The sequence below is a fragment of the Sodalis sp. RH15 genome (assembly GCF_047324255.1).
Lineage (GTDB): Bacteria > Pseudomonadota > Gammaproteobacteria > Enterobacterales > Enterobacteriaceae > Acerihabitans > Acerihabitans ligni.
Map to the genome: position 1 here is coordinate 634,382 of NZ_CP178738.1, position 24,274 is coordinate 658,655.

General features: G+C 55.6%; 21 protein-coding genes and 4 tRNA genes. 19 read left to right on the forward strand and 6 right to left on the reverse strand.

Features of this window, described 5'->3' with window-relative positions:
• Positions 1-111: 111 nt before the first annotated feature.
• The 17 genes from wecB (at position 112) to ACL2XO_RS02945 (ending at position 14,049) form a co-directional block, all read left to right on the forward strand.
• Positions 112-1,242 (forward strand): non-hydrolyzing UDP-N-acetylglucosamine 2-epimerase, encoded by a 1,131-nt coding sequence (gene wecB, locus ACL2XO_RS02865; RefSeq protein ID WP_413726350.1) that lies wholly within the window; start codon positions 112-114, stop codon positions 1,240-1,242.
• Positions 1,239-2,501, forward strand: a complete 1,263-nt coding sequence (gene wecC, locus ACL2XO_RS02870; RefSeq protein WP_413742139.1) for a UDP-N-acetyl-D-mannosamine dehydrogenase — start codon at positions 1,239-1,241, stop codon at positions 2,499-2,501. Before wecB ends, wecC begins: the two co-directional genes overlap by 4 nt.
• Positions 2,498-3,565 carry a dTDP-glucose 4,6-dehydratase gene (gene rfbB / locus ACL2XO_RS02875; RefSeq protein WP_413726352.1) on the forward strand — a complete coding sequence of 356 codons (1,068 nt, stop codon included), beginning with the start codon at positions 2,498-2,500 and terminating at the stop codon, positions 3,563-3,565. Before wecC ends, rfbB begins: the two co-directional genes overlap by 4 nt.
• A gap of 72 nt (positions 3,566-3,637) precedes the next feature.
• Entirely contained in the window at positions 3,638-4,519 is an 882-nt protein-coding gene (rfbA, locus tag ACL2XO_RS02880) for a glucose-1-phosphate thymidylyltransferase RfbA (RefSeq protein ID WP_413726353.1), read from the forward strand.
• Positions 4,497-5,234: a dTDP-4-amino-4,6-dideoxy-D-galactose acyltransferase gene (rffC, locus tag ACL2XO_RS02885; RefSeq protein WP_413742140.1), complete on the forward strand. Its 738-nt coding sequence runs from the start codon at positions 4,497-4,499 to the stop codon at positions 5,232-5,234. Before rfbA ends, rffC begins: the two co-directional genes overlap by 23 nt.
• Before the next feature lie 4 nt (positions 5,235-5,238).
• On the forward strand, positions 5,239-6,369 hold the full coding sequence (rffA, locus tag ACL2XO_RS02890) for a dTDP-4-amino-4,6-dideoxygalactose transaminase (protein WP_132923821.1): 1,131 nt from the start codon (positions 5,239-5,241) through the stop codon (positions 6,367-6,369).
• Position 6,370: 1 nt separating this feature from the next.
• Complete coding sequence (gene wzxE / locus ACL2XO_RS02895) at positions 6,371-7,621, forward strand: lipid III flippase WzxE (RefSeq protein ID WP_413742141.1); 1,251 nt, start codon at positions 6,371-6,373, stop codon at positions 7,619-7,621.
• Positions 7,618-8,703 (forward strand): TDP-N-acetylfucosamine:lipid II N-acetylfucosaminyltransferase, encoded by a 1,086-nt coding sequence (locus tag ACL2XO_RS02900; protein ID WP_413742142.1) that lies wholly within the window; start codon positions 7,618-7,620, stop codon positions 8,701-8,703. The genes wzxE and ACL2XO_RS02900 overlap by 4 nt, the downstream gene beginning before the upstream one ends.
• Positions 8,700-10,043 (forward strand): ECA oligosaccharide polymerase, encoded by a 1,344-nt coding sequence (gene wzyE / locus ACL2XO_RS02905; RefSeq protein ID WP_413742143.1) that lies wholly within the window; start codon positions 8,700-8,702, stop codon positions 10,041-10,043. Before ACL2XO_RS02900 ends, wzyE begins: the two co-directional genes overlap by 4 nt.
• Positions 10,044-10,068: 25 nt before the next feature.
• Complete coding sequence (gene wecG / locus ACL2XO_RS02910; protein ID WP_413726358.1) at positions 10,069-10,809, forward strand: lipopolysaccharide N-acetylmannosaminouronosyltransferase; 741 nt, start codon at positions 10,069-10,071, stop codon at positions 10,807-10,809.
• Positions 10,810-10,913: 104 nt separating this feature from the next.
• Positions 10,914-10,990: transfer RNA gene (locus ACL2XO_RS02915), tRNA-Arg, on the forward strand.
• A gap of 57 nt (positions 10,991-11,047) precedes the next feature.
• Positions 11,048-11,123: transfer RNA gene (locus ACL2XO_RS02920), tRNA-His, on the forward strand.
• Positions 11,124-11,137: 14 nt separating this feature from the next.
• A tRNA-Leu gene (locus ACL2XO_RS02925) sits at positions 11,138-11,224 on the forward strand.
• A gap of 125 nt (positions 11,225-11,349) precedes the next feature.
• Positions 11,350-11,426: transfer RNA gene (locus tag ACL2XO_RS02930), tRNA-Pro, on the forward strand.
• A gap of 737 nt (positions 11,427-12,163) precedes the next feature.
• On the forward strand, positions 12,164-12,445 hold the full coding sequence (locus ACL2XO_RS02935) for a hypothetical protein (RefSeq protein WP_413726359.1): 282 nt from the start codon (positions 12,164-12,166) through the stop codon (positions 12,443-12,445).
• A gap of 203 nt (positions 12,446-12,648) precedes the next feature.
• The gene (locus tag ACL2XO_RS02940; RefSeq protein ID WP_413742144.1) at positions 12,649-12,921 is read left to right on the forward strand and encodes a hypothetical protein; all 273 of its coding nucleotides are present in this window, start codon (positions 12,649-12,651) and stop codon (positions 12,919-12,921) included.
• A 282-nt stretch (positions 12,922-13,203) separates the two neighbouring features.
• Positions 13,204-14,049, forward strand: a complete 846-nt coding sequence (locus ACL2XO_RS02945; RefSeq protein WP_132923814.1) for a fumarylacetoacetate hydrolase family protein — start codon at positions 13,204-13,206, stop codon at positions 14,047-14,049.
• Positions 14,050-14,114: 65 nt separating this feature from the next.
• Here ACL2XO_RS02945 and ACL2XO_RS02950 read toward each other — a convergent pair whose 3' ends face one another.
• The 6 genes from ACL2XO_RS02950 to hemC all read right to left on the reverse strand — a co-directional run bounded on the left by ACL2XO_RS02950 (position 14,115) and on the right by hemC (position 20,867).
• Complete coding sequence (locus ACL2XO_RS02950; protein WP_413742145.1) at positions 14,115-14,912, reverse strand: DsbA family protein; 798 nt, start codon at positions 14,910-14,912, stop codon at positions 14,115-14,117.
• Between the two features lie 858 nt (positions 14,913-15,770).
• Positions 15,771-16,523, reverse strand: coding sequence for an SDR family NAD(P)-dependent oxidoreductase (locus ACL2XO_RS02955; protein WP_413742146.1), 753 nt, complete (start codon positions 16,521-16,523; stop codon positions 15,771-15,773).
• A gap of 252 nt (positions 16,524-16,775) precedes the next feature.
• Entirely contained in the window at positions 16,776-17,969 is a 1,194-nt protein-coding gene (gene hemY / locus ACL2XO_RS02960) for a protoheme IX biogenesis protein HemY (protein WP_132923811.1), read from the reverse strand.
• A 3-nt stretch (positions 17,970-17,972) separates the two neighbouring features.
• Complete coding sequence (hemX, locus tag ACL2XO_RS02965) at positions 17,973-19,166, reverse strand: uroporphyrinogen-III C-methyltransferase (protein WP_413726365.1); 1,194 nt, start codon at positions 19,164-19,166, stop codon at positions 17,973-17,975.
• A gap of 22 nt (positions 19,167-19,188) precedes the next feature.
• Positions 19,189-19,929, reverse strand: a complete 741-nt coding sequence (gene hemD / locus ACL2XO_RS02970; protein WP_413742147.1) for a uroporphyrinogen-III synthase — start codon at positions 19,927-19,929, stop codon at positions 19,189-19,191.
• The gene (hemC, locus tag ACL2XO_RS02975; protein ID WP_413726366.1) at positions 19,926-20,867 is read right to left on the reverse strand and encodes a hydroxymethylbilane synthase; all 942 of its coding nucleotides are present in this window, start codon (positions 20,865-20,867) and stop codon (positions 19,926-19,928) included. The genes hemD and hemC overlap by 4 nt, the downstream gene beginning before the upstream one ends.
• Positions 20,868-21,195: 328 nt before the next feature.
• Between hemC and ACL2XO_RS02980 the strand changes: the two genes are divergently transcribed.
• Together ACL2XO_RS02980 and lptM are read left to right on the forward strand one after the other, a co-directional pair.
• Positions 21,196-23,745, forward strand: coding sequence for a class I adenylate cyclase (locus tag ACL2XO_RS02980; RefSeq protein ID WP_132923807.1), 2,550 nt, complete (start codon positions 21,196-21,198; stop codon positions 23,743-23,745).
• A 191-nt stretch (positions 23,746-23,936) separates the two neighbouring features.
• On the forward strand, positions 23,937-24,158 hold the full coding sequence (gene lptM, locus ACL2XO_RS02985; RefSeq protein WP_413726368.1) for an LPS translocon maturation chaperone LptM: 222 nt from the start codon (positions 23,937-23,939) through the stop codon (positions 24,156-24,158).
• Positions 24,159-24,274 lie beyond the last annotated feature (116 nt).

Sequence of the window (24,274 nt, forward strand, 5' to 3'; positions counted from 1 at the left end):
GAAGTATGACGGGTTAGACCGGGCATCAATCCGGATAGATGCTTCGCCCGCCACGCGGCAGAACTTATACGAGCCATCCCGGTGGCTTACACGAGACGGAAGGGAATTGCTGTGAAAGTGTTGAGTGTCTTCGGCACCAGGCCGGAAGCCATTAAAATGGCACCGTTGATCTTGGCCCTGGCCAATGATCCGGCCTTCGAGTCAAGAATTTGCGTCACGGCCCAGCACAGGGAGATGCTGGATCAGGTTTTGCGTCTTTTCAATATCATTCCCGATTACGATTTGAATATCATGCAGCCGGATCAAGGGCTGACGGAAATCACCAGCCGGATCCTTACCGGAATGAAACCGGTTTTGCAGTCGTTTGAGCCCGATGTGGTGCTGGTGCACGGCGACACCACCACCACCCTGGCCACCAGCCTGGCGGCATTCTATCACCATATTCCGGTGGGCCATGTGGAAGCGGGATTGCGCACCGGCAATCTTTACTCGCCCTGGCCGGAAGAAGCCAATCGTAAACTGACCGGCCATCTGGCCATGTATCATTTCTCTCCCACCGAAAACGCCCGGCAAAATCTCTTGCGCGAGGGTTTGGCGGCGGAAAGGATTTTCATCACCGGCAACACCGTTGTCGATGCGCTGTTTTTGGTGCGCGATCGCGTCTTGAATAACGCCGCCTTGCGCGCCTCCCTTGAGCAGCGCTACGATTTTCTTGATGGACAAAAAAAACTGATTCTGGTTACCGGCCACCGCCGGGAGAGTTTTGGCGATGGTTTTGAGCGCATATGCAGCGCATTGGCCCATATTGCCCGCAACCATCCCGAGGTTCAGGTGGTGTATCCAGTGCATCTGAACCCCAACGTCAGCGAACCGGTTAACCGTATTCTGAGCGGCATAGCCAATATCAAACTCATCGATCCGCAGGATTATCTGCCGTTTGTCTATCTTATGGATCGGGCTTACATGATTCTCACCGACTCCGGCGGTATTCAGGAGGAAGCGCCTTCCCTGGGTAAACCGGTCCTGCTGATGCGTGACACCACCGAGCGGCCCGAGGCGGTAGCGGCGGGCACGGTACTGCTGGTGGGGACCGATCCCGCCAGGATACAGGCGGCGGTGTCGACCTTGCTTAATGACGTCGATGAATATCAGGCCATGAGTCGGGCTCATAACCCTTACGGTGATGGACAAGCGTGCCGGCGAATAATCGAAGCATTAAAAAATCATCAGGTGAAAGTATGAGTTTTGACACGATTTCCGTCATCGGGCTGGGCTACATCGGTCTGCCGACCGCTGCGGCGTTCGCCTCTCGCCAGAAACACGTGGTGGGGGTGGATGTCAACCAACGGGCGGTGGATACCATCAACCGCGGCGAAATTCATATTATCGAGCCGGATCTGGCGCGGCTGGTCAAGAGCGCTGTTGACGATGGTTATCTGCGGGCGGTGACCCGTCCCGAGGCGGCGGACGCCTTTCTGATCGCGGTACCGACCCCGTTTAAAGACGGCCATGAGCCGGATCTGACCTATGTCCGGGCGGCGGCCCTCTCCCTGGCGCCGATATTAAAACCGGGGGACCTGGTAATTCTTGAATCCACCTCGCCGGTGGGCACCACTGAACAAATGGCGTTATGGCTGGCGGATGCGCGTCCCGATCTGCATTTTCCCCAGACGGCGGGTGAGCTGGCGGATATCAATATCGCTTACTGCCCGGAGCGGGTCTTGCCGGGCAAAATCGTGGCCGAACTGATTAAAAACGATCGGGTGATCGGCGGGATGACCCCGCGCTGTTCCGCGCGCGCCAGCGAGCTTTATCGACTCTTTCTGGAAGGCGAATGTGTCATTACCGGCTCCCGTACCGCCGAGATGTGCAAGCTCACGGAAAACAGCTTCCGGGATGTGAATATTGCCTTCGCCAATGAGCTGTCGCTGATTTGCGCCGAGCAGGGCATCAATGTGTGGGAGCTTATCCGTCTGGCCAATCGCCATCCGCGGGTAAATATTTTACAGCCCGGCCCCGGCGTGGGCGGCCACTGCATTGCGGTGGATCCCTGGTTTATCGTCGCGCAGAACCCGCAGCAGGCGCGCTTGATCCGCACCGCGCGCCTGGTGAACGATGATAAGCCGGCCTGGGTGGTGGAACAGGTGAAGTCAGCGGTGGCGGAGTGCCTGTTTGAAACCAATAAACGGGCAGGGGAGGTGATTATCGCCTGTTTCGGGCTGGCGTTTAAACCGGATATCGATGATTTACGCGAAAGTCCGGCGGTATCCATTGTCCAACGGATAGTATCCTGGCATCAGGGCACGACCCTGGTGGTTGAACCCAATGTCCGGCAACTGCCCGAGGCGTTGGCCGGGCATGCCGCCCTCACCGCGCTGGAGGATGCGCTCAACCGGGCGGATGTGCTGGTAATGCTGGTGGATCATCGTCAGTTCAAAGCGCTGCCGCCCTCGGTAATACGCCAGAAATGGTTGGTGGATACAAGGGGGGTTTGGCGGTGAAGCGGATACTGGTTACCGGCGGCGCCGGGTTTATCGGTTCCGCGCTGGTCAGACATATCATCACCGCTACCCCGGACAGCGTGCTGGTGGCGGATAAGCTGACCTATGCCGGCAACCTGGACTCCCTGGAGCCTGTCGCAGGGGATGAACGCTATCATTTCCAACGGCTGGATATTTGCGACGGCCCGGCGCTGGACCGGCTTTTGCAGACCTACCGGCCCGACCTTATCATGCATCTGGCGGCGGAAAGCCATGTGGATCGCTCCATCGACGGGCCGGCGGAGTTTATCCACACCAATATCAACGGTACTTATATCCTTCTTGAAGCGGCTCTGCGCTATTGGCAGACGCTTGACCGGGTAAAGCAAGCGGCGTTTCGTCTGCACCATATTTCCACCGATGAAGTGTACGGGGATCTTGGCGCCTCCCAGGACCTGTTTACCGAAAATACCCCTTATGCCCCCAGCAGTCCCTATTCCGCTTCCAAAGCCGCCAGCGATCATCTGGTGCGGGCCTGGCTGCGGACTTTTGGTTTGCCCACGCTTATCACCAATTGTTCCAATAATTACGGTCCCTATCAGTTTCCGGAAAAGCTGATTCCGCTGGTCATCTTGAATGCCTTGGCGGGAAAACCGTTGCCGGTATACGGCGACGGCGGGCAGATTCGCGACTGGCTGTATGTGGAAGATCACGCACGGGCCTTGTATCGGGTGGCAGAGGCGGGGAAAATCGGTGAAACTTATAATATCGGCGGCCATAACGAACGTAAAAATATCGACGTTGTGGCCTCTATCTGCGGGATCTTGGAAGATAGTGGGGTAACCAAACCGGCCGGAGTGGTGAATTTTCTCGATTTAATCCAGTTTGTCACCGACAGGCCGGGGCACGATCGCCGCTATGCCATCGACGCCGGGAAGATCGAACGTGAATTGGGCTGGCTGCCGCGGGAGACATTCGACAGCGGTTTGCGTAAAACCGTGCAATGGTATCTTTCAAATCCGGCCTGGTGGCGTAGAGTGCAGGACGGTACCTATGCCGGCGAACGTCTGGGGCTGGCTCGCTGAGGCTCCGTCTGCGGCCGGACCGGTTGGTGTCCGGTCACGGCTGTATTTCATGAAACGACGGCAGGAGAGCCTATGAAAGGCATCGTTCTGGCGGGCGGCTCCGGCACCCGCCTACATCCCATCACCCGCGGCGTGTCCAAACAGCTGTTACCCGTATATGACAAGCCGATGATTTATTATCCCTTGTCGGTGCTGATGCTGGCCGGTATCCGTGACATCCTGATCATCACCACACCCGAGGACCAGCCTTCTTACCGGCGATTGCTGGGCAACGGCGACGAGTTCGGTATCCGCCTGAGCTATGCCGCTCAGTCAAGTCCCGATGGACTGGCGCAGGCTTTTCTGATCGGCGAAGCCTTTATCGCCGGTGAACCCTGCTGCCTGGTGCTGGGGGATAATATCTACTTCGGCCAGGGGTTCAGTCCGAAACTCAGGGAGGTGGCGGCGCGCACCCAGGGCGCGACTATTTTCGGATATCAGGTAATGGATCCAGAACGCTTCGGCGTGGTTGAATTCGATGATAATTTTCGGGCATTGTCGCTCGAAGAGAAACCGATCAAGGCCAAATCCAATTGGGCGGTTACCGGCCTCTATTTTTATGACGCCCAGGTGATAGAGTTCGCCAAACAAGTCACACCGTCATCCCGCGGCGAACTGGAGATCACTTCCATTAACCAGATGTACCTGGAGCGCGACCAGTTGCAGGTGCAGCTCCTTGGCCGGGGCTTCGCCTGGCTGGATACCGGCACTCACGACAGCCTGATCGAGGCCAGTATGTTTGTGCAGACGGTGGAAAAACGCCAGGGATTTAAAATCGCCTGCCTGGAGGAGATCGGCTGGCGTAACGGTTGGCTGGATGACGACGGCGTGCGCCGCGCGGCCCAGGCATTGTCAAAAACCGGCTACGGCCAATATCTGGTGAATTTACTTCATGCCCGTCCACGCCAATATTGAACCTTTGCGCTGGGAAAGCGATTTTTTCGGTTTCGCCAGCGGCAAACTGGTCTTTGACCCGGCGGCTCCGCCGGTGTCGTCAGCCGGCCTGGACGCCTTCAAAATCGTCCAGGCCAAAGTGGCGGCCCAGTGTCCGCAGCAGCTTGATGCGCTGGCGGCTCTGGGCTTTCGTCTTGTTGAGGGTGAAACCGACCTCAGCGTTGAAATAACACCGACCCTCAAACCCGCCAAGGACAAAAACGTTCAATCCGAGGCCAATTCAGGCCTCCCCGCGGAAATTCGTCTTGCCGGGGCGGCGGATATTCCGGCATTGCGCGCCATGGCCTCCACTGCATTTACCCTGAGCCGGTTTCGTGAGCCTTGGTATTCCAGCCCGGACAGCAGCCGTTTTTACGCCCTGTGGGCCGAGAACGCCGTGCTGGGGCGTTTTGATCACTGCTGCCTGGTAGCCGGCCCTCCGGGGGCCGTCATCGGCATGGCGACCCTGCGGGATATCTCTGCTGGCGAGGCGCGTATCGGGCTGCTGGCGGTGGACCCGGTATTCGGCGGCCGGGGCATCGGCCGCCTGCTGTTTAACGCGGCCCAGGACTGGTGCCGCGATCGTCACAAGAAACGCCTGCGGGTGGCAACCCAGACCGGCAATATCGCCGCGTTACGGCTATACATAGCATGCGGAGCGACCATTGACGGCGCCGCTTATTGGTTATACAGGTGAACATATGATTCCGTTTAACGCACCGCCGGTGGTGGGCACTGAAATCGATTTTATCCGCTCGGCGATGGGCAGCGGCAAACTCTGCGGCGACGGTGGTTTTACCCAGCGCTGCCAGCAGTGGCTGGAACAGCGTTTCGGCAGCGCCAAGGTATTGCTGACCCCTTCCTGCACCGCGTCGCTGGAGATGGCGGCTATTTTGCTGGATATCCGCCCCGGTGATGAAGTGATCATGCCCAGCTACACTTTTGTCTCCACCGCCAATGCCTTTGTGCTGCGCGGCGCCGTCATCGTATTCGTGGATATCCGCCCGGATACCCTGAATATGGACGAAACCCTGATTGAAGCGGCCATCACCGAGAAAACCCGCGTTATCGTGCCGGTTCACTATGCCGGCGTGGCCTGCGACATGGACCCTATCATGGCGCTGGCGAAAAAATACCGGCTGTTTGTGGTGGAGGATGCCGCCCAAGGCGTCATGTCCACCTATAAAGGCAAGGCTCTCGGCACCATCGGCCATATCGGCTGTTTCAGTTTCCATGAGACCAAAAACTACACGGCGGGGGGTGAGGGCGGCGCCACGCTGATAAATGACCCGGCGCTGATTGAGCGCGCGGAAATCATCAGGGAAAAAGGCACTGACCGCAGCCAGTTCTTTCGCGGCCAGGTGGATAAATACACCTGGAGGGATATCGGTTCCAGCTATCTCATGGCGGATATACAGGCCGCCTATCTCTGGGGGCAGTTGCAGGCGGCGGATGAGATTAACCAACGCCGCCTGGCCTTGTGGCACCGCTACCGGAACGCGTTGTCGCCCCTGGCGGAGCAGGGGCGCATCGATATCCCCTTTATCGCGCCGGGCTGCGTGCAAAACGGCCATATGTTTTACCTGAAGTTACGGGATATCCACGATCGTACGGCATTTATCAACCATATGAAGGCGGCGGATATCCTGACGGTATTCCACTATATCCCCCTCCATGACAGCCCGGCGGGACAGCGTTTCGGCCGCTTCCACGGCGAAGAGCGCTTTACCGGCCGGGAAAGCCGCCGGCTGGTGCGTTTGCCGCTGTTCTACAATCTTACCGACGATGTTCAATCCCGGATTATCGACGCCATAAACGGATATTTCTCCTGATATGTCGCTGGCGGGGGCGTCATTATGGACCGCCGCGTCGACGCTGGTAAAGATCGGCGCCGGCCTGCTGGTGGTGAAGCTGCTGGCGGTCTCCTTCGGACCCGGCGGCGTCGGCCAGGCGGGCAATTTCAGGCAGTTGGTGACGGTGCTGGGCGTACTGTCCGGAGCCGGTATTTTCAACGGCATCACCAAGTATGTGGCGCAGTATCAGCACCAGCCGGAGTCGCTGCGCAGAGTGCTGGGTACCGGTTCCACCCTGGTGCTGGGGTCTTCCGTCCTGCTGGCGCTGGTGTTCCTGTGGACCGCCGGACCTATAAGCCGCGTCCTGTTCGGTCATGACCAATATCGGTATGTGATCTACGCCGTGGCGTTTATTCAGCTCGGTATCGCCTATGCCAACCTGATGCTGGCCATTCTGAAAGGATTTCGCGATGCGGCGGGAAATGCCTTGGCCGTGGGCTCCGGCAGCATACTGGGAGCGGGCGCTTACTTTCTTAGTTATTATCTTGGCGGCTATCAGGGGGCCCTGGCCGGTGTGGCGCTGGTACCGGCCGCCACCCTGCTGCCGGCGGCCCTGATCGTTGCCCGACGGCGTAAGGTTCGCCTGGCCGATTTGCGCCCGGCATGGGATCGGATCCTGGCCACTGAGCTTGGCAAGTTCACCCTGATGGCGCTGATGACCTCCTTTACCCTGCCGGTAGCCTACATCCTGATGCGAAATTTGCTGGCGCGCCATTACAGCTGGGCGGAAGTGGGTATCTGGCAGGGCGTCAGCAGCATTTCCGACGCTTATCTCCAATTCATCACCGCCTCGTTTACCGTCTATCTGCTGCCCACGCTGGCGCGCTTGACCGATAAGCGCGATATCAGCAAAGAAATCGGCCGCACGCTGTTGTTCGTGCTGCCGGCGGTGGCCGTCGTCAGCCTGATGCTGTGGCTATTGCGCGATATTGCCATCCGTTTGCTGCTGTCCGCACAGTTCGATGCAATGCGCGATCTTTTTGCCTGGCAGCTGATTGGAGATGTACTGAAAGTGGGTGCTTACGTATTTGGTTATCTGGTGATTGCCAAAGCCTCTTTGCGCTTTTATCTTCTGACTGAATTGAGCCAATTTATTCTGTTGACCGGCTTTTCCCAATGGCTTATCCCTCTTCATGGGGCCCTTGGCGCGACCCAGGCCTATATGGCAACCTATATCGTCTATTTTTTACTTTGCGGCGGCGTGTTTACTCTCTATTCCAGGAAAAAATGACTTTGCTGATCCACGTATTGGGTGCCGATATACCCCATCACAATGTGACGGTTATGAAATTTTTCAATGACCGCCTGGCCGGAGCTTTGCCGGCTGAACAGGTGCGGCATTTTATGGTGGCGGCGTCTGATTTCGCCCGCTATTCGGACTTCCCGGCGTTGGACATTGCTGCCTATGCGGATAAACCCGCCTTGGCGCAGGCTGTCATCAAGCGCGCCGCCGCCGACCCTACTGCGCGTTTTTTCCTGCACGGGCAGTTTAATGCCGGCTTATGGCTGGCGCTGCTCACCGGCCGGCTACCCGCGGCGAGGGTGAGCTGGCATATTTGGGGGGCGGATTTATATGAGGAATCCGTTCAGTGGAAACATCGCCTGTTTTATCTGCTGCGCCGCCGCGCCCAGGGCCGCATCGGACACGTGTTCGCTACGCTTGGGGATCTCTCGGTTTATCAACCGCGTTATCCCAAGGTGCCGTGCGAGCCGCTCTATTTCCCCACCCGCATGGATCCCGACCTGTCTTATGCCCGTCCGGCGATGCCGGCGGGCAAAACATTGACCATCCTGCTGGGCAATTCCGGCGATAGCTCCAACCGGCATCTGGAGGGGCTGCAATCCATCCACCGGCAATTCGGCGCCCAGGTACGGATCGTTATACCCATGGGCTATCCGTCGAACAATGACGGCTATATCGCCCGGGTACGGGCGGAAGCGGAAAAGTATTTTCCCCCGGAGCAGTTGGAGTTATTAACCGAACCGGTGGTCTTTGCAGACTATCTCTCCTTGCTGCGGCGATGCGATCTGGGCTATTTTCTTTTTAACCGACAGCAGGGCATCGGTACGCTTTGCCTGCTGATTCAGTTCGGCGTGCCCTTCGTGCTGAGCCGGCAAAATCCGTTCTGGCGGGATTTAACGGAGCAGCAGGTGCCGGTATTATTCCATGGCGGTACCCTGGATACGGCGGTGGTAGGGGAAGCGCAGCGGCAGCTGGCCGCCGTGGACAAAAGCCGTATCGCGTTTTTCTATCCCAATTATATGCAGGGCTGGCGGCGTGCGCTGGCCGTTGCGGCGGGGACCACCCTATGACGCTGGGGCAGTTTGGCGGATTATTGCTCGTGTATCTGCTGGGACTGGTATTTGTCCTGACGCTGACCTATCGGGAATTCAGACGCATCAGATTTAACTTCAACGTTTTTTTCTCGGTGCTCTACCTGCTGACCTTTTATCTGGGATTTCCGTTCACCTGCGTGCTGGCCTTCCGTTATAACGTCCAGGTGGTGCCCGCGGAATACCTGATGTACGCCTTACTGGCGGCTACGTCATTTTACGGAGTGTATTATGTCAGCTATAAAACACGCTGGTTTGCCCCAACGCAAACCCGCCCCCTCGGGCTGCTGGCGTTTAACCGGGTAGAGACCCATCTGGTTTGGATATTACTGGCGCTCATTGCCGTGGGTACCGTGGGGGTCTTTTTTATACACAACGGTTTCCTGCTGTTTCGCCTGCAATCCTATAGCCAGATTTTTTCCCGCGATGTCTCCGATGTGGCGCTTAAACGGTTTTTCTATTTCTTTATCCCGGCAATGCTGGTGCTCTATTTTCTCAATCCCCATCGCCGCAGCTGGCTGCTGTTCCTGCTCAGTACCGTTGCCTTCGGCATCTTCACCTATATGGTGGTGGGAGGGACCCGGGCCAATATCATTATCGCCTTTGCCCTGTTCCTGTTTATCGGGATACAGCGCGGCTGGATAAGCCTGTGGGTGCTGGGTGGGGCAGGGGTGATGGCGATTGCGGGCATGTTCTGGCTGGCGCTGAAGCGCTATGGACTGAATGTCAAAGGCGACGAAGCTTTTTACACTTTTTTGTATCTGACGCGCGATACGTTCTCCCCCTGGGAAAACCTGGCGCTGCTATTGCAAAATTACGATAAAATCATTTTTCAGGGACTGGCGCCGATTATCCGGGATTTTTATGTTTTCATCCCCGGCTGGGTCTGGCCGGAACGGCCTAGTCTGGTGTTGAATACCGCCAATTATTTCACTTGGAATGTATTGGATAACCATTCCGGCCTGGCGATTTCCCCGACCCTTATCGGTTCTTTACTGGTGATGGGGGGCGTTGTATTCATTCCCCTCGGTGCTATCGCGGTGGGCCTGATTCTTAAGGGATTCGATACCTTATATGAGCATGGCAAGGCGGCGTCCGATCGCTATCGCTCGGCAATATTGCAGGCGTTCTGTTTTGGCGCGGTATTTAATATCATTGTGCTGGCCCGGGAAGGCGTTGATGCGTTCGTATCCCGGGTGGTGTTTTTTTGTTTGATCTACGGATTTTGCCTGGTACTGGCTAAATTGCTTTTTTGGTTGCTTGACCGTGCGGGCCTGATCCGGCCCCGACAGCCGCGCGGAACGACAGAGGCGTTATAATCACCCCTCTGCAAGGATAAAAAACATGGATAACATTGACGGGGTACCTCAGTATCGGATTCGCGGTTTGGCTATCTGGGGCTTTCGCGATCAACAACACTGTGTGGATTACCTGTTTGACGGCCAGCGGGTCAAAAGCGGCTGTCTGGTGGCGATGAATGCCGAGAAGGTGTTAAAGGCCGAACGGGACGCCGCCTTGTTTGCCCTGCTCGATAAAGCGGAAATCAAATATGCCGACGGCATCAGCATCGTGCGTTCCATCCGCCGCAAATACGCCTCAGCCCGGGTTACCCGCGTCGCCGGCGCCGATTTATGGGAAGGCATCATGGAGCGGGCGGGAAAGGAGGGTACGCCGGTATTTCTTGTCGGCGGCCGGCCGGCGGTGCTGGAGCAAACCGCGGCAATGCTGCGCGCCAGATGGAACGTCGCCATTGTCGGTTGTCGGGACGGTTATTTCACTGAAGATGAAAAGCCCGCTCTTTACAATCTGATCCGTGAGAGCGGTGCGGCCATCGTTACCGTGGCAATGGGATCGCCCCGGCAGGAAAACATCATGTACGAGTGCCGTCGCTATCACCCGGACGCGCTGTATATGGGCGTAGGCGGCACTTATGATGTTTTTACCGGACATGTCAAGCGCGCTCCTCTCATCTGGCGGAATATGGGCCTGGAATGGCTCTATCGGCTGATGAGCCAGCCGGGCCGTATTTGGCGCCAGTGCAAACTTTTACGTTTTGTGGGTTATTATGTCAGCGGGCGCCTTTAATGGGCAGGAAATGAGCAAAGCGTCATCAAACACATCAAAAGTATGAAAAAGCACTAGACAGTCAGGCCGCGATTCCGTACTATCCCCACCCGCAACGGCGCTAAGCGCCCGTAGCTCAGCTGGATAGAGCGCTGCCCTCCGGAGGCAGAGGTCTCAGGTTCGAATCCTGTCGGGCGCACCATTTTTAGTGCGCAAGTGCTGTAGCAGTTGCTTCGCCGCGTTGCGGTATTTGGTAATGGTGATTGTAGCTCAGTTGGTAGAGCCCTGGATTGTGATTCCAGTTGTCGTGGGTTCGAGTCCCATCAGTCACCCCAGAATCAGTGGGCATGCGAAGGTGGCGGAATTGGTAGACGCGCTAGCTTCAGGTGTTAGTGTCCTTACGGACGTGAGGGTTCAAGTCCCTCTCTTCGCACCACAACCTTGATATATCGATTGTCGGCATCCTGTGTTTTTCCCTGTATAGCCTTTCCGCGTAAACGGCGGCTGTTAATGCAGTGGCTTGTAGTATGCTGCGTCAGAAAATGTATAAATGCAAAAAATCGGCGAGTAGCGCAGCTTGGTAGCGCAACTGGTTTGGGACCAGTGGGTCGGAGGTTCGAATCCTCTCTCGCCGACCAAATTCCTTGTAAGCTTAGTCTGTGGACCTTCGGTCTGAGCTAAAAAATACTGAAAAACAGTAAGTTATTTTAACTTGCTGTTTTTTTTTGTTTGTAGCGTCTCCCGCATTCTCGTTATAACCTCCTGACATTGGCCGGTAGGGCGCCAGCGCATCCCTATGTTGTCAACCCAGCGATAAAGATCAATCACCGTTTTGCCCCAAAGACGAATCTGAAATTTGCTCTATACTTGTTTAGAGATTCTACGCATTTTCTCGTCCTCTTACACAAGGATGACTGGTATGTTGAGGAAAACAGAGTAGGCTGGTATATGGGTACTTTTAACTGAACATCACTGATGTTACCTATCATAAATATAAATTGAATTTGACGTGTTTTAGGAAGAAATTAGCGTCGTTCAATTGAAAAATCGGCTGAAAATACCTTTTTCTGCCATGAGAACGTCAAAAAGTGATTATTTATGGACAGCAAAACTGCCATATGACCGATAGCCGAGAATAATCGCAGGCGGGATGGTTATATGAAAAATTAAGTCGGACTTTGGAAGGATAAAATATCCTGCGGGTATCGGTAAAAAAGCTTATATCTATCAAACAGCCTACGCATGTTGTACGGTGCTGAAAATATATTCAGGAAACCTTTCCTGGAAGCCGTGATTTTTGCCAGGCAGTTTGAAATTCGCCAGAAGATAAAGCATGTGCCCTTTACAACGCATAAGAGTCGATGAGAGGTGACGAATGGAAGTTGATTTCTTATTAATTGAAAACGACGGGGAAACATCCGTTTATCGGGGTGAATTTCAAATTGGGCGTATCTTGGTGGTGCCAAAGATGACCTTGATGGGTATGGCCCAAAGCAAAAAGAGAAAATCAGCCCCGATTGCCAGGAGTTATGATACGGTTGTTCATATCAGCGCTGACGGACAGCGATACGCGGTGGCATTTTCAGGGAAAACGTTATCTGCACTTGAAACCGATGAGTTAATCAAAAGATCGGTTCCGAAACCGTTGCCTCTGTAAAAATTCATTTTCAAGCTATCGGCTTGCTCAGCGCGGATTAAAAAGGGTGTTGAGGCAGTTGGTGCTCCATTCCGGTTATTTCCCCGTCTTAGCAGATTGTTGCTTGATCAAAACCTAGGTTAGACGGGACATCTTTATGTCGAAAGAGGCAAGTCACTCATGTTAATGAGCATTAATCTCCGTGACTGATTTGGGAGGCCCTTGTGGCTAAATTTTTAATGATTGGCGGTTCCTTAGGTGGACAAATACTCGAAAAACCCTACCCGAGAGAAGTGATACATGAAATTGATAATAATATAAATATAGGGCCGAAAAGCGAGGCGGCGCAGAAACTGGAAATTAGCACTATTGAAACATATTATGTGCATTATGCCTATTTTGAAGGGAAATTTTACCTTTATGCCAGTATGGATGATCTTAAAGTTGAGAAAGTCAATGCGTTGATAAAAACGTCGGGTCTTGAAGCACTGAAGTAACTCGAAAAAAGATGCTCATCGTTTTACCTAAAGTGAGATGCTATACTTTTGACGACCCTAATAAATAAGGGTTTCTGCTTCTTTCAAGTAAATATTTGAAACAATTCTCCAGCCTGCTGCTCTTGCCTGACTTCCTTTATCCCCAGTAATTGTGTGACTTATCGTTTTTGATAAAAAATGGTGGTCGCCGGTGCGTATGCGATCTTACACTTTTAATTCGTACTCTTTGGCACGAATATGTCAAAAAGCAAAGTTAAAACAATCTTAGAATGGGGGCAATGAATGAAATTATTGCGTTATGGTCTACCCGGAGAAGAACGTCCCGGCATACTGGATAATCACGGCCGAATTCGCAGTCTAGATAAATATATTCTGGATGTGGGCGGTAGCGCATTATTGCCGGCTTCCCTTGATGTCCTGCGCGGATTGGATATCCAGCAGTTACCACTGGTGGGCGGCGAGCCCCGGCTGGGGCCTTGCGTCGGCGGCGTGGGAAAATTTATCTGCATCGGCCTCAATTACGCAGACCATGCCGCTGAAACCGGCGCGGCGATCCCCGGGGAACCTATTGTATTCAATAAGTGGACCAGCGCGATTATCGGGCCGAACGATGAGGTGCAAATTCCACGGGAATCGGTCAAAACCGACTGGGAAGTGGAATTGGGCGTCGTTATTGGCCAAGGGGGCCGCTATATCAGCGAGCAGGATGCCCTGGATCATGTGGCCGGTTATTGTGTGGTGAACGATATCTCCGAACGCGAATGGCAAATCGAGCGGGGCGGCACCTGGGATAAGGGCAAGGGTTGCGATACCTTCGGGCCCATTGGTCCCTGGCTGGTGACCGCAGATGAAATTCCCGATCCCCAGGCGTTGAATTTATGGCTGGAGGTTGACGGCAAGCGTTACCAGAACGGCAATACCGGTACGATGATTTTCGGCGTCAGGCACGTTATCAGTTATCTGAGCCGGTTCATGAGCTTGCAATCCGGCGATATCATCGCCACCGGGACGCCACCGGGCGTGGGCATGGGGCAAAAACCACAACCCGTATATCTCCGGGCCGGTCAAACCATGCGTTTGGGCGTGGAAGGGCTGGGCGAACAGCGCTTAAGAACCATTCAGGCCTGAATATAACGCTTTCCGGGGAATAATTCCCGGCATGGCGGCCCATGCCGGGTCACATTCAGATGCGGTTAATGGCCGGCGGCTTTATCGATGGCGGCTTGTAAGGCTTCCTGATCAACCGCGCCGGCAAAAACGGTGATATTGTCTTTGGTGGCGCCTGAAGTGGGCATAATGACGAAGCCGGGGGTGCCGCTAAAACCGATTTGCTGCGCCAGCTCGTTGATATGGCCCAGCGTGGCGACATTTTTATGGAGTTCCGCCGCCGACGGCTGTGGGAAATGGATTTGTTTAAGCACGCCGGAGATATCTTCATCAGTCAACTTGCCCTCGTTGTGGCCGGTTTTATAGATCCCGTTGTGATAAGCGATATACCCTTTGGCGCCTTGCTCTTTCCACACGCTCAGGCCGGTTTCGGCGGCGGTGATGGACGGCTGCCAGCGGCCGCCGAAAATCGGCCACTCCTTGAAGACAAATTTCACCTTGCCGTTAGCCTGCATCACGGATTCCATGATGGGGGCCATCTGATTGCAGTAGACGCATTGATAATCAAAGAATTCCACCACCGCCACCTTGGCATCCGCCGGACCTGCCGCGGGAGTATCCTTATCGGCGAGTAGCGCGGCCTGATTATTCAACACGCCTTCGGTCAAGGCGCTGGCCTGATCCTGGGCCTGTTGCGCCTGTAATTTCTGGCTGACCTGAACCAATATTTCAGGATGCGCCATCAAATAGTCGGCGGCAATTTTGCCGATGGCATCCTGCTGCGCCGGCGTGAAGGGCGCCTGTGCCGTGGTATCCGCCAGGGCGGTCCGGCTTATCAATGCAAGGGTCGTCACCAATACGGCATGTTTGAGTTTGAAATTCATCACATTTCCTTAGAGATCGTCGTGTATACAAACATGACATAAATAGGGAGATTTTAGGGTGGGAAAATGCAGCATATCATCCTCCCATCGCTGCGGTAACGTAAATCATATGGGGTGAATAGGCAATAAATGGCGGTAGCCTTACGCCGTTAGTATAGAATGTCACTGAATGGCGACATCTAACAGATTGAAAAAAATGATTATATTCCTGGTGAGAGAAAAACTGTCGTTATTCAGGGACAGTTAATGGCTGTGGGGATAATGATTTCGGGCATAGACGCCGGATGGAGGGATAAAAACTTGTGGATGTCATGGTATTTAATTATATGAATTTTAATGAGTTTTTCATGCAGTCGGCTTGTAGGGCCTGTTTCCTAATGTTCTTTTCGGCCATAACGCCTAGATGGCATAGGATATGCAGTAGCCTCGATGTAGATGCTCATTCCAACACTTATGTTCGCGTTTATGCTTCATAGCTACGCCTCATAAACCCGGGAATGACGCAGAGCCAAATTAGGGTGCCTATTGTCCATCCTCTTGATGAATTTTCATCAGACATCCCGGACAAACCGTTGAGTGAGGCACCACCTGTTGTCTTTGATCCGACCTTATGCACTTGCCTTGATGGCAAGTGTTTTTTTTATGCGCCGCAGGCTTCGCCCGCCACATGCGTCTTTGACAGATATCATTCCTGACCCTGTGTAATATTTACCGCAGAATCAAACCGTAAGCTCAGCACAATCGGTATGGCAATCGCATTAATAACCAAAGCCGATAGCCAGATGGCGTCTGGCCATTGTTGCCTGACGACGAAATAGACGTTAGAAAACACCAGCGGCCTGACTATCGATGCTAGGCTCATGGCAAGCCCACGGTTATCGGCTTGCCGTCGTAGAAGAGCCCGCCCGAGGGGCCGCCGTCCTCAAGCGTTGCCGCCCAGACGACGCCCTTGGCGGCTTCGGCCGGAGAACGGTCGTAGGCGTCGTCGCCTCGCTCGGGATGACTGGCGACCGGCCCCGGGTCCACAGCATTGATGAGAATCGGCGTGTCGGCGAGAGCCGCGGCGAGAGTGGCCGTCAGCGTATTGAGGGTGTGCTTGGCGAGGGAATAGGCGGGTGAGAAGAGCGGTCCGGAATCGCGGTTCTCTATTTGCCGGGCTGCGGCGCTTGAAACATTGACAATACGCGCGGCAGGCGCCTTTCTGAGAAGCGGGAGCAGTGACTGGATCAGACCCCAGCAGCCGAACACGATGATCTCGAACGCCGAGTGAAGCGCATCGAGATCGATTTCCAGCGCCGAACGGGTGCAAAAGTCGGGCATGGGGCTCGCGTTGTTCACCAGCACATCGAGACGATCGATCATGCGGGAGAGGCGATCGGCCGCTTCGTAGATACTAGACCGGTCGGCCAGATCGAGGCGCAGAGCCGTCGCATTGTGACCGGCTTCGCGCAGTTTTGCCGCTAGCCGTTCTGCTTGAGTCTCGTCCCTGGCGGCAAGGATGACGTGGTAATTCTGCTCGGCGAGCTGGCGGGCAACTGCGAAGCCAAGGCCCAGGGAACGGCTTACGCCAGTAATCAGCGCTGTATGGGAAACCGGGGAAAGATTTTGCATGGATCGCTCCTTTGTCGGCGTTCGACCGGAGCGGTTCGTCGGACTGCAGAACCACACGGACGAACAATGGATGCCTAAGCGGCATCGGATGTTCGTCGTGGGGTCTCAAGGGAGAGACAGAGCTTTCGTTTCCGAAAGGACTTGGGCTTACCAAACCAAGTCAGCCTTTTCCGACGGGGTTATTATAGCATCGGCTCATCCCTCTATCACTACCTCCCTAAGCGTGAAATCTTGCCTATGCACAGGCGATTTTCATTGCGACGGCGATTTCAGGGTCATCAGCAAACCGTCTCGGCGCATCTGCGCAGACTCTTCCGGCAAATGCAGGCGATCCAGCACATCCGCCAGCCAGGCGTAGTCATGGGCGTCCGGCCGCTGTTTGAGCGCGGCGCGAAAGGCTTCGGCGGCGCCCTGCCATTCCCCGCGCTTCATCAGCAATTGCCCAATGGTACTGTTAAGCAGCGGCGTGGCGCCTTGCTGTTTAATCTGCAGGCGCAGTACTTTTTCCAACTGTTCGGGATCGCCGGTTTTCAGCCGGGGAATCAGCAACAGCAACTGTTCGTCTTTTTGATTTTTCAGCCCTTTGACGATAATGGCCTGTGCGGTTTCATGATCATTGCATTCAATAAGATGTTCCGCCAGGGCCGCCAGCAGGCGCGTATCGCCGCGGGTTTTGCGGTCCTGGCCGCGCCACCAGCGGTTAAGCCCTTCACTGCCCTCATTTTCCATAATCTGGTCCATCAGGCCGGTGTAACCCTGATAGGCCAGCGCATCTATTTTCACTTCCTCATAGACGCGGACTTTACGCATGGCCGGCAGGATATCCAGCAACGCCTGCCAGGCATGAGTGCGGATAAACGCCTGTTCGGCCAGTCGCAAGACTTCCGGGTGCCGTGGGGCAATGGACAATAAATGGTCGACGCCATGGCGGGCAGCATGATTTTCATTGCGCGCCAACTGCAGCCGGACCCGGGTAATATCCACCGGCAACTGATCGCTATCGGCGGCTTCCATGGCGCGTTCAAGATGCTGGTTGGCCCGGATATCATCCCCCCGCTGCTGGGCGGCTTCAGCGGCGAGCAAGTAGTTCACCACCGGCTGCTCCGCATGCTCGGCGTCACGGGTCAATAATTTTTCCACCTGGCGGTAGTCCCCTTCGGCCAGCTTCATCATCGCCGCTTTGGTGTGCCTGCGGGCATTGTGGCCTTTACGGCCGACGAACCAACGCCGCGTGCGCGCACCGGTGCGGAACACCCTGCGCAGGATTGCTTCGATAACAAACAGCACGGAAAGCGACACAATCAATATGATGATGAGGCCTGTGACGCTGGTTTCAATATTGTAATTGTCGGTCTGAATCAATACGTAGCCTTGGTGACCGGCCACCATGGGACCGATAACAATGCCGGCAATCAACAGGATAAGCAGCAAGAATACCCGTAGCATGGTCTATTCCCCCTGGCTGGCGGCGGCAGCGGTGGGTTGCGCCAACAGGTTGCGCACGCGGGTTTGCATCAGTTTTTCCATTAGGGGCTGGCTGTGCAGCTGATCCGGTACGTTCAGGGACACGCTTTGCTGGCTCAGGGCGTCCACATCGGCGAGAAAGGCGCGGGTGCTGGCGTCATCGGTATCAAAATAGGCGCGTACCCAGGTGGACACGGTTTCCAGGGACTGTTGATACACTTCGTTCTGATGGCGAGGCACCGCCTGGGCGGCGATAAGCAGGCGGGAGCGGATATTTTCCCGCAGATAAATATCCTGATTAGGTGCCAGCAAAGGTTCGGCGCCGGTATCCCTACGGCGGATAGTAATGAAATCATTGATAAAATTATGCCAGCTTTTGCTGAGGTTCTGCCGCCATTCGCGCACCGATCCCGAAAGCTTGCTGTCACCGACGCCGTCCATCGGCGCTTCATCGCTGTCGTTATCCGCCAGGCGCAGGTTATCCACCTGATTCGACAGTTGATTCACTTTCAGAATAATGCCATCGAAATCAATCTGGCTGACGGCGGACAAACCGGCGATATCGTCGGTAATCGCGCGCCGCACCGGCATCAAACTGGGGTCGTTCATGTCCGCCAGGCTGGCGTCGGCGCTTTTCAGCAATGCGCCGGCGGTGAGGACGTCCTGATCGCTCCACAGTTTACGACCCGCCAGTTTTATCAGAAAATCCGCCTGCGCCAATAGCCATGTATTGGCTTCAGAGCCTGAAATAGTAGCGACTTTCTCTCGTAATTCCCCCAGTTGCCTGGTCTGATCCGCCGCCTGCTGCCGGGCGGCGGTCAATGCCTGGCCCTGCTGTTGCAAAGCGGTTTGGAATTGCTGCTGCTGCTGCTGTTGCGCCTGCTGCAGTTCGCTGAGGCGGGATTGCAGCTGCTGGCCGGCGGCGGCTTGCGCCTTGCCCTGGCGGACGGTGTAGGAATAGAGCGCGGCGGCCAGCAGCAGGGCGAGGATAATGGCAATGATCGCCAGGATGATTCCTATGGTCGGTTTAGCTCCGCCGGGACGGGCGTTTTTGCCTCCCGGCGCCGGCTGCGCCTCGCCTAATGGGGGTGCCGTTGCTCCGGACCGGGATGCGCCGGGGTTATCCGCTGTGCCGGTCACGTTTTCCTGCGGCATTGTTGGAGTAGTGTGTTCCGTCATATTGGCCTATCCCATGTTGAATTTAGAGCAGCACGCGCATAAGCGCATCATTGTCTGCCGCGTCGGCTACGACGATATCCGTCCAGCCCAATTGGCGGGCTAACGCCCCTAATCGTTCACTCACCACAATCAGCCGGCAGGCAAGCAGCCAGGAGTCGCGATAGTAAGCAGGAATTAAAGTATAGAATTGTTGTAACATTTCGCCGCTGGTTATGATCAAAGTATTTATACCCAGTTGCAGGCATCGCCGACTTTGCTCATCACCGTCGTAACTCACCGGGCTGCGGCGGTAGCATTCGCAGTAACCGACGTCCACGCCCCGTTGACGCAGCGTCTGTTCAAGAACTTCACGTCCGCCGTTACCGCGCAGAATCAAGGCCCGCCGCCCCGACACCCGTTGCAGGGCGGGAAGGTTGAGCAAATGCTCGCTGCTTTCGCCGTCGCGGGGATAGTCAACGTTTAATCCGCTCAAGGTGTGCAGCAGTAATCCGCTGGTACGGCCTACGGCGAAATAATTGAGCTGCGGGGGCCACGCCAGTCCTTGCCGGGTCAGCAAAGCATGCGCGTAATCAATGGCATATTTGGATACCGCGAACAGCATATCCCCCGCAGTCAGTGCCTCAAGGCGCGACGGCAATAATGCCAGTTCCTCGCCGGGAGAGAATTCAATCAAGGGTAAATGCCAGGCGGATTGTCCCCGGGAGCGCAGGCGATTGACCAACTGTTCGCCGGCCGGTGATGGGCGGGTGACCAGTATCGTCATTGCGGCGGGTTTCCCCGGTAGACCTGGTCGAGAATTTCACGGGCGCCGTCCCGCAGCAGTTCTTCCGCCAGCGCCTCGCCCAGTGCTTGCGCCTCGGCGAGCGGGGCGCTGCGCTGCGCGCGGATTACCCGGCTGCCGTCCGGACTGCCCACCAAGGCCCGCAGCCACAGCCGGTCGCCGTGGATTTCGGCATAGCTGCCGATAGGAACCTGGCAGCCGCCGTCAAGACGGGCGTTCATGGCCCGTTCGGCGCTGACCCGAATGGCGGTTTCCCGATGATGAAGAGGTTCCAGCAGCGTGATCGTGCGGCTGTCGTCCAGTCGGCATTCGATGCCCACCGCGCCCTGGCCGACGGCGGGCAGGCACGCTTCAGGCTCAAGGGGAGATCGGATACGATCTTCCAGGCCCAGCCGCTTAAGGCCGGCCACCGCCAGGATCACCGCATCGTAGTCTCCTTGATCCAGCTTGGCCAGACGGGTGCCCACGTTGCCGCGCAGATCGCGGATGATCAAATCCGGCCGGCGTTCCCGCACCTGGCACTGCCGGCGCAGGCTCGAGGTGCCCAGCACCGCCCCCGGCGGTAAATCTTCCAGGCTATGGTAACGGGAAGAGACAAAGGCATCGCGGGGATCTTCCCGTTCGCAAATCGTCACCAAACCCAGCCCATCGGGAAAGGAAACCGTGACGTCTTTCATGGAATGCACGGCGATATCGGCGCTGTCTTCCAACAGTGCCCGCTCAAGTTCCTTGATAAATAAACCTTTGCCGCCGACTTTGGCCAGCGGGGTGTCCAACAAAACGTCGCCGCGGGTTATCAGCGGCACCAGCTCCACCCGCAGATTCGGATGATGCCGCAGCAGCTCCCCCTGTACGTACCGGGCTTGCCACAATGCCAGGGGACTTTGCCGGGTGGCGATCCTTATCAGGTTATCTTGCATAGTGTTCGTTACCGTTTTAATCATTCACCGCCCATCCTATCATTGGATCCTATCATTGCATCCTATCATTGATGGTAAGGCTCTGTAAGGTATAGGGATCGGGGGGAAAAAGCGTCGGGCAACCCGCCGACATCTTGGAATTAAAGGTAGCAACAGGGAAAAGTGTTATAATTAATGAGTAGCTTAACTTCCTTTACGGTCAAACAGCAAGGTGTTAAATTGATCACGTTTCCAGCAATTACCAGCCGAGCATTCTTCTAATAACATTATATGCGGGCGGCTTTGGAAACGGGATTTTTTAGGCACCGGGATAACCAGGCGAGACGTCTTGTACTTCTATATCGAGACACTGAAACAGAGACTGGACGCGATCAACCAACTTAGGGTGGATCGGGCATTGGCGGCCATGGGGCCGGCCTTTCAGCAAGTCTACAGTCTGCTGCCAACCTTATTACATTATCATCACCCAATGCTTCCGGGTTACCTCGAAGGTAACGTACCCTGCGGCGTTTGCTTTTACACGTCCGATGATAAACAAACCGCCTTGCTGACCGAGATGACCAAAAAATCGGCCATTCCGCTGGTGGCTCCCGTGAGCGGCGAACGGCCCATTACCGGCGTCTACTCCATGGGCAGCACGTCTTCCATCGGCCAGAACGCCAATTCGGATCTGGATGTCTGGGTCTGTCACCAGTCCTGGCTCGACAATGTGGAACGGGCCCAATTGCAGCGCAAATGCCTGCTGCTGGAAAAATGGGCGGCGGCCCAGGGCGTGGAGGTCAATTTTTTCCTTATTGACGAAAATCGCTTCCGCCACAATGAAAGCGGCAATCTCGGCGACGATGATTGCGGATCCACGCAGCATATCCTGCTGCTGGACGAATTCTACCGCACCGCGGTACGCATGGCCGGCAAACGCATTTTGTGGAACATGGTGCCGGGTGATGAAGAAGATCATTACGATGAATATGTGATGTCGCTGTATGCCCGCGGCGCGCTGACCCCCAATGAGTGGCTGGATTTGGGCGGCCTGGGCACGCTTTCCGCCGAAGAGTATTTCGGCGCCAGCCTGTGGCAGCTTTATAAAAGCATCGACTCCCCCTATAAAGCGGTGCTGAAGACCCTGCTGCTGGAAGCCTACTCCTGGGAGTATCCCCACACCCAGCTGCTGGCGATGAATATCAAGCAGCATCTCCATGACGGCGAGATCGTCTCTTTCGGCCTGGATCCCTATTGCATGATGCTGGAACGGGTCACCCATTACCTGACCCAGATTAACGACATGACCCGGCTGGATCTGGTGCGGCGCTGTTTTTACCTTAAAGTCTGCGAGAAATTATCCTCCACCCCGGCAAGCGTGGTCTGGCGGCGGGAGATCCTCAGCCAGCAGGTGAAGGAGTGGGGCTGGGACGAAGCGCGTCTGAGCATGCTCGACGATCGCGCCAACTGGAAAATCGGCCAGGTGCGGGAAGCGCATAACGAATTGCTCGACGCCATGATGCAAAGCTACCGCAACCTGATTCGTTTCGCCCGGCGTAACAATCTGAGCGTCAGCGCCAGCCCGCAGGATATCGGGGTATTGACCCGCAAGCTCTATGCGGCATTCGAGGCGCTGCCCGGCAAGGTCACGCTTATCAACCCGCAGATTTCCCCGGATTTATCCGAGCAGCACCTGACGTTTATCCATGTGCCGCAGGGGCGGGCCAACCGGGCCGGCTGGTATCTGTATAACCAGTCGCCGTCGATGGAATCCATCATCAGCCATCAGCCGCTGGAATATAACCGCTATTTGAACAAGCTGGTGGCCTGGGCCTGGTTCAACGGCCTGTTGACGCCCAAGACCTGCCTGCATATCAAAGGCAGCGATGTGTGCGATCTGGGCCGGTTGCAGGAACTGGTGGCGGATGTGTCCCGCACTTTCCCGCTACGGGTTCCGGCGCCGACGCCCAAGGCGCTGTACAGCCCATGTGAAATCCGCCATCTGGCCATTATTGTCAATCTCGAATACGATCCCACCGCCGTTTTCCGCAATCAGGTGGTGCATTTCGATTTCCGGAAACTGGATGTCTTCAGCTTCGGCCAGCAGCAGGAGTGCCTGGTGGGCAGCATCGATCTGCTGTACCGCAACTCCTGGAACGAAGTGCGTACCCTGCATTTCAGCGGCGAGCAGGCGGTACTGGAAGCGTTGAAAACCATTCTCGGCAAGATGCATCAGGATGCCTCGCCTCCCGACACGGTGGAAGTGTTCTGCTACAGCCAGCATTTGCGCGGCTTGATCCGAACCCGCGTACAGCAGCTGGTGTCCGAATGTATCGAACTGCGGCTCTCCAGCACCCGCCAGGATCCGGCCCGTTTCAAAGCGGTGCGGGTTGCCGGCCAGACCTGGGGGCTGTTCTTCGAGCGTCTGAGCGTATCGGTGCAGAAGCTAGAAAACGCCATTGAATTTTACGGCGCCATTTCCAATAACAAGCTGCACGGCCTGTCCATCCAGATGGAAACCGATAAGGTGCATTTGCCGCCGGTGGTGGACGGCTTTGCCAGCGAAGGCATCATTCAGTTCTTCTTCGAAGAGAGCGCGGATGAACAGGGTTTCAATATTTATATTCTTGATGAAACCAACCGGGTCGAGGCATATCACCATTGCGAGGGAAGCAAGGAAGAGCTGGTGCGGGATGTGAGCCGTTTTTATTCATCATCCCACGATCGTTTTACCTACGGTTCGAGCTTTATCAACTTCAATTTGCCCCAGTTCTACCAGATTGTGCAGCTTGACGGGCGTATCCAGGTGGTGCCGTTCCGCAACAGCGTGCTGTCGCATCTGGTGGCCGCCGCTCCCTATGATCAGGATGCCTCTGCGCAGCAGGCGCGGTCGAACTGAACCTTCCGGTTTTGGCAACTGTCCCGCCTGCCGCGTCGTCTTGCGAACGTCCCGCATATCCTCAACCCAGAGCGCCAAGGGGTCCGCTAAACGGTGCAGCCTGGCGTGCTTCCTATCGATTCCTATTGCTTTTCAAGATCCAACTGCGATGATAGAGGGCTTGAGAGCATGAATGACAGGTAATGAATCGGATGAATAGTCAATTACGCCCCCTGATAACGGCGTTTTTAGTACTGGGATTGTACGGATGCGGGTTGAAAGGGCCGCTTTTTATGCCGCCGGCGCCTAAAACCACCGCTAAACCCGCTGAGACTCACAAGCTGACCACGACGGACACTTCCAGCCAATCACCGGTGCAAACGGCGAATCCGGGCAGCAATGCGCCTCATTCAGGGGATTCTGTCGTACCGTAAAAGTACCCCAAGTAGAATCGCATGGTGTCGTAAAAGTGTCGCAACTGGTGCTCAAAACGCGATTCTGTCGCATCCAGACAAGAGAAGCGCTATGCTGCGCACAGGGTAAGTCAGCG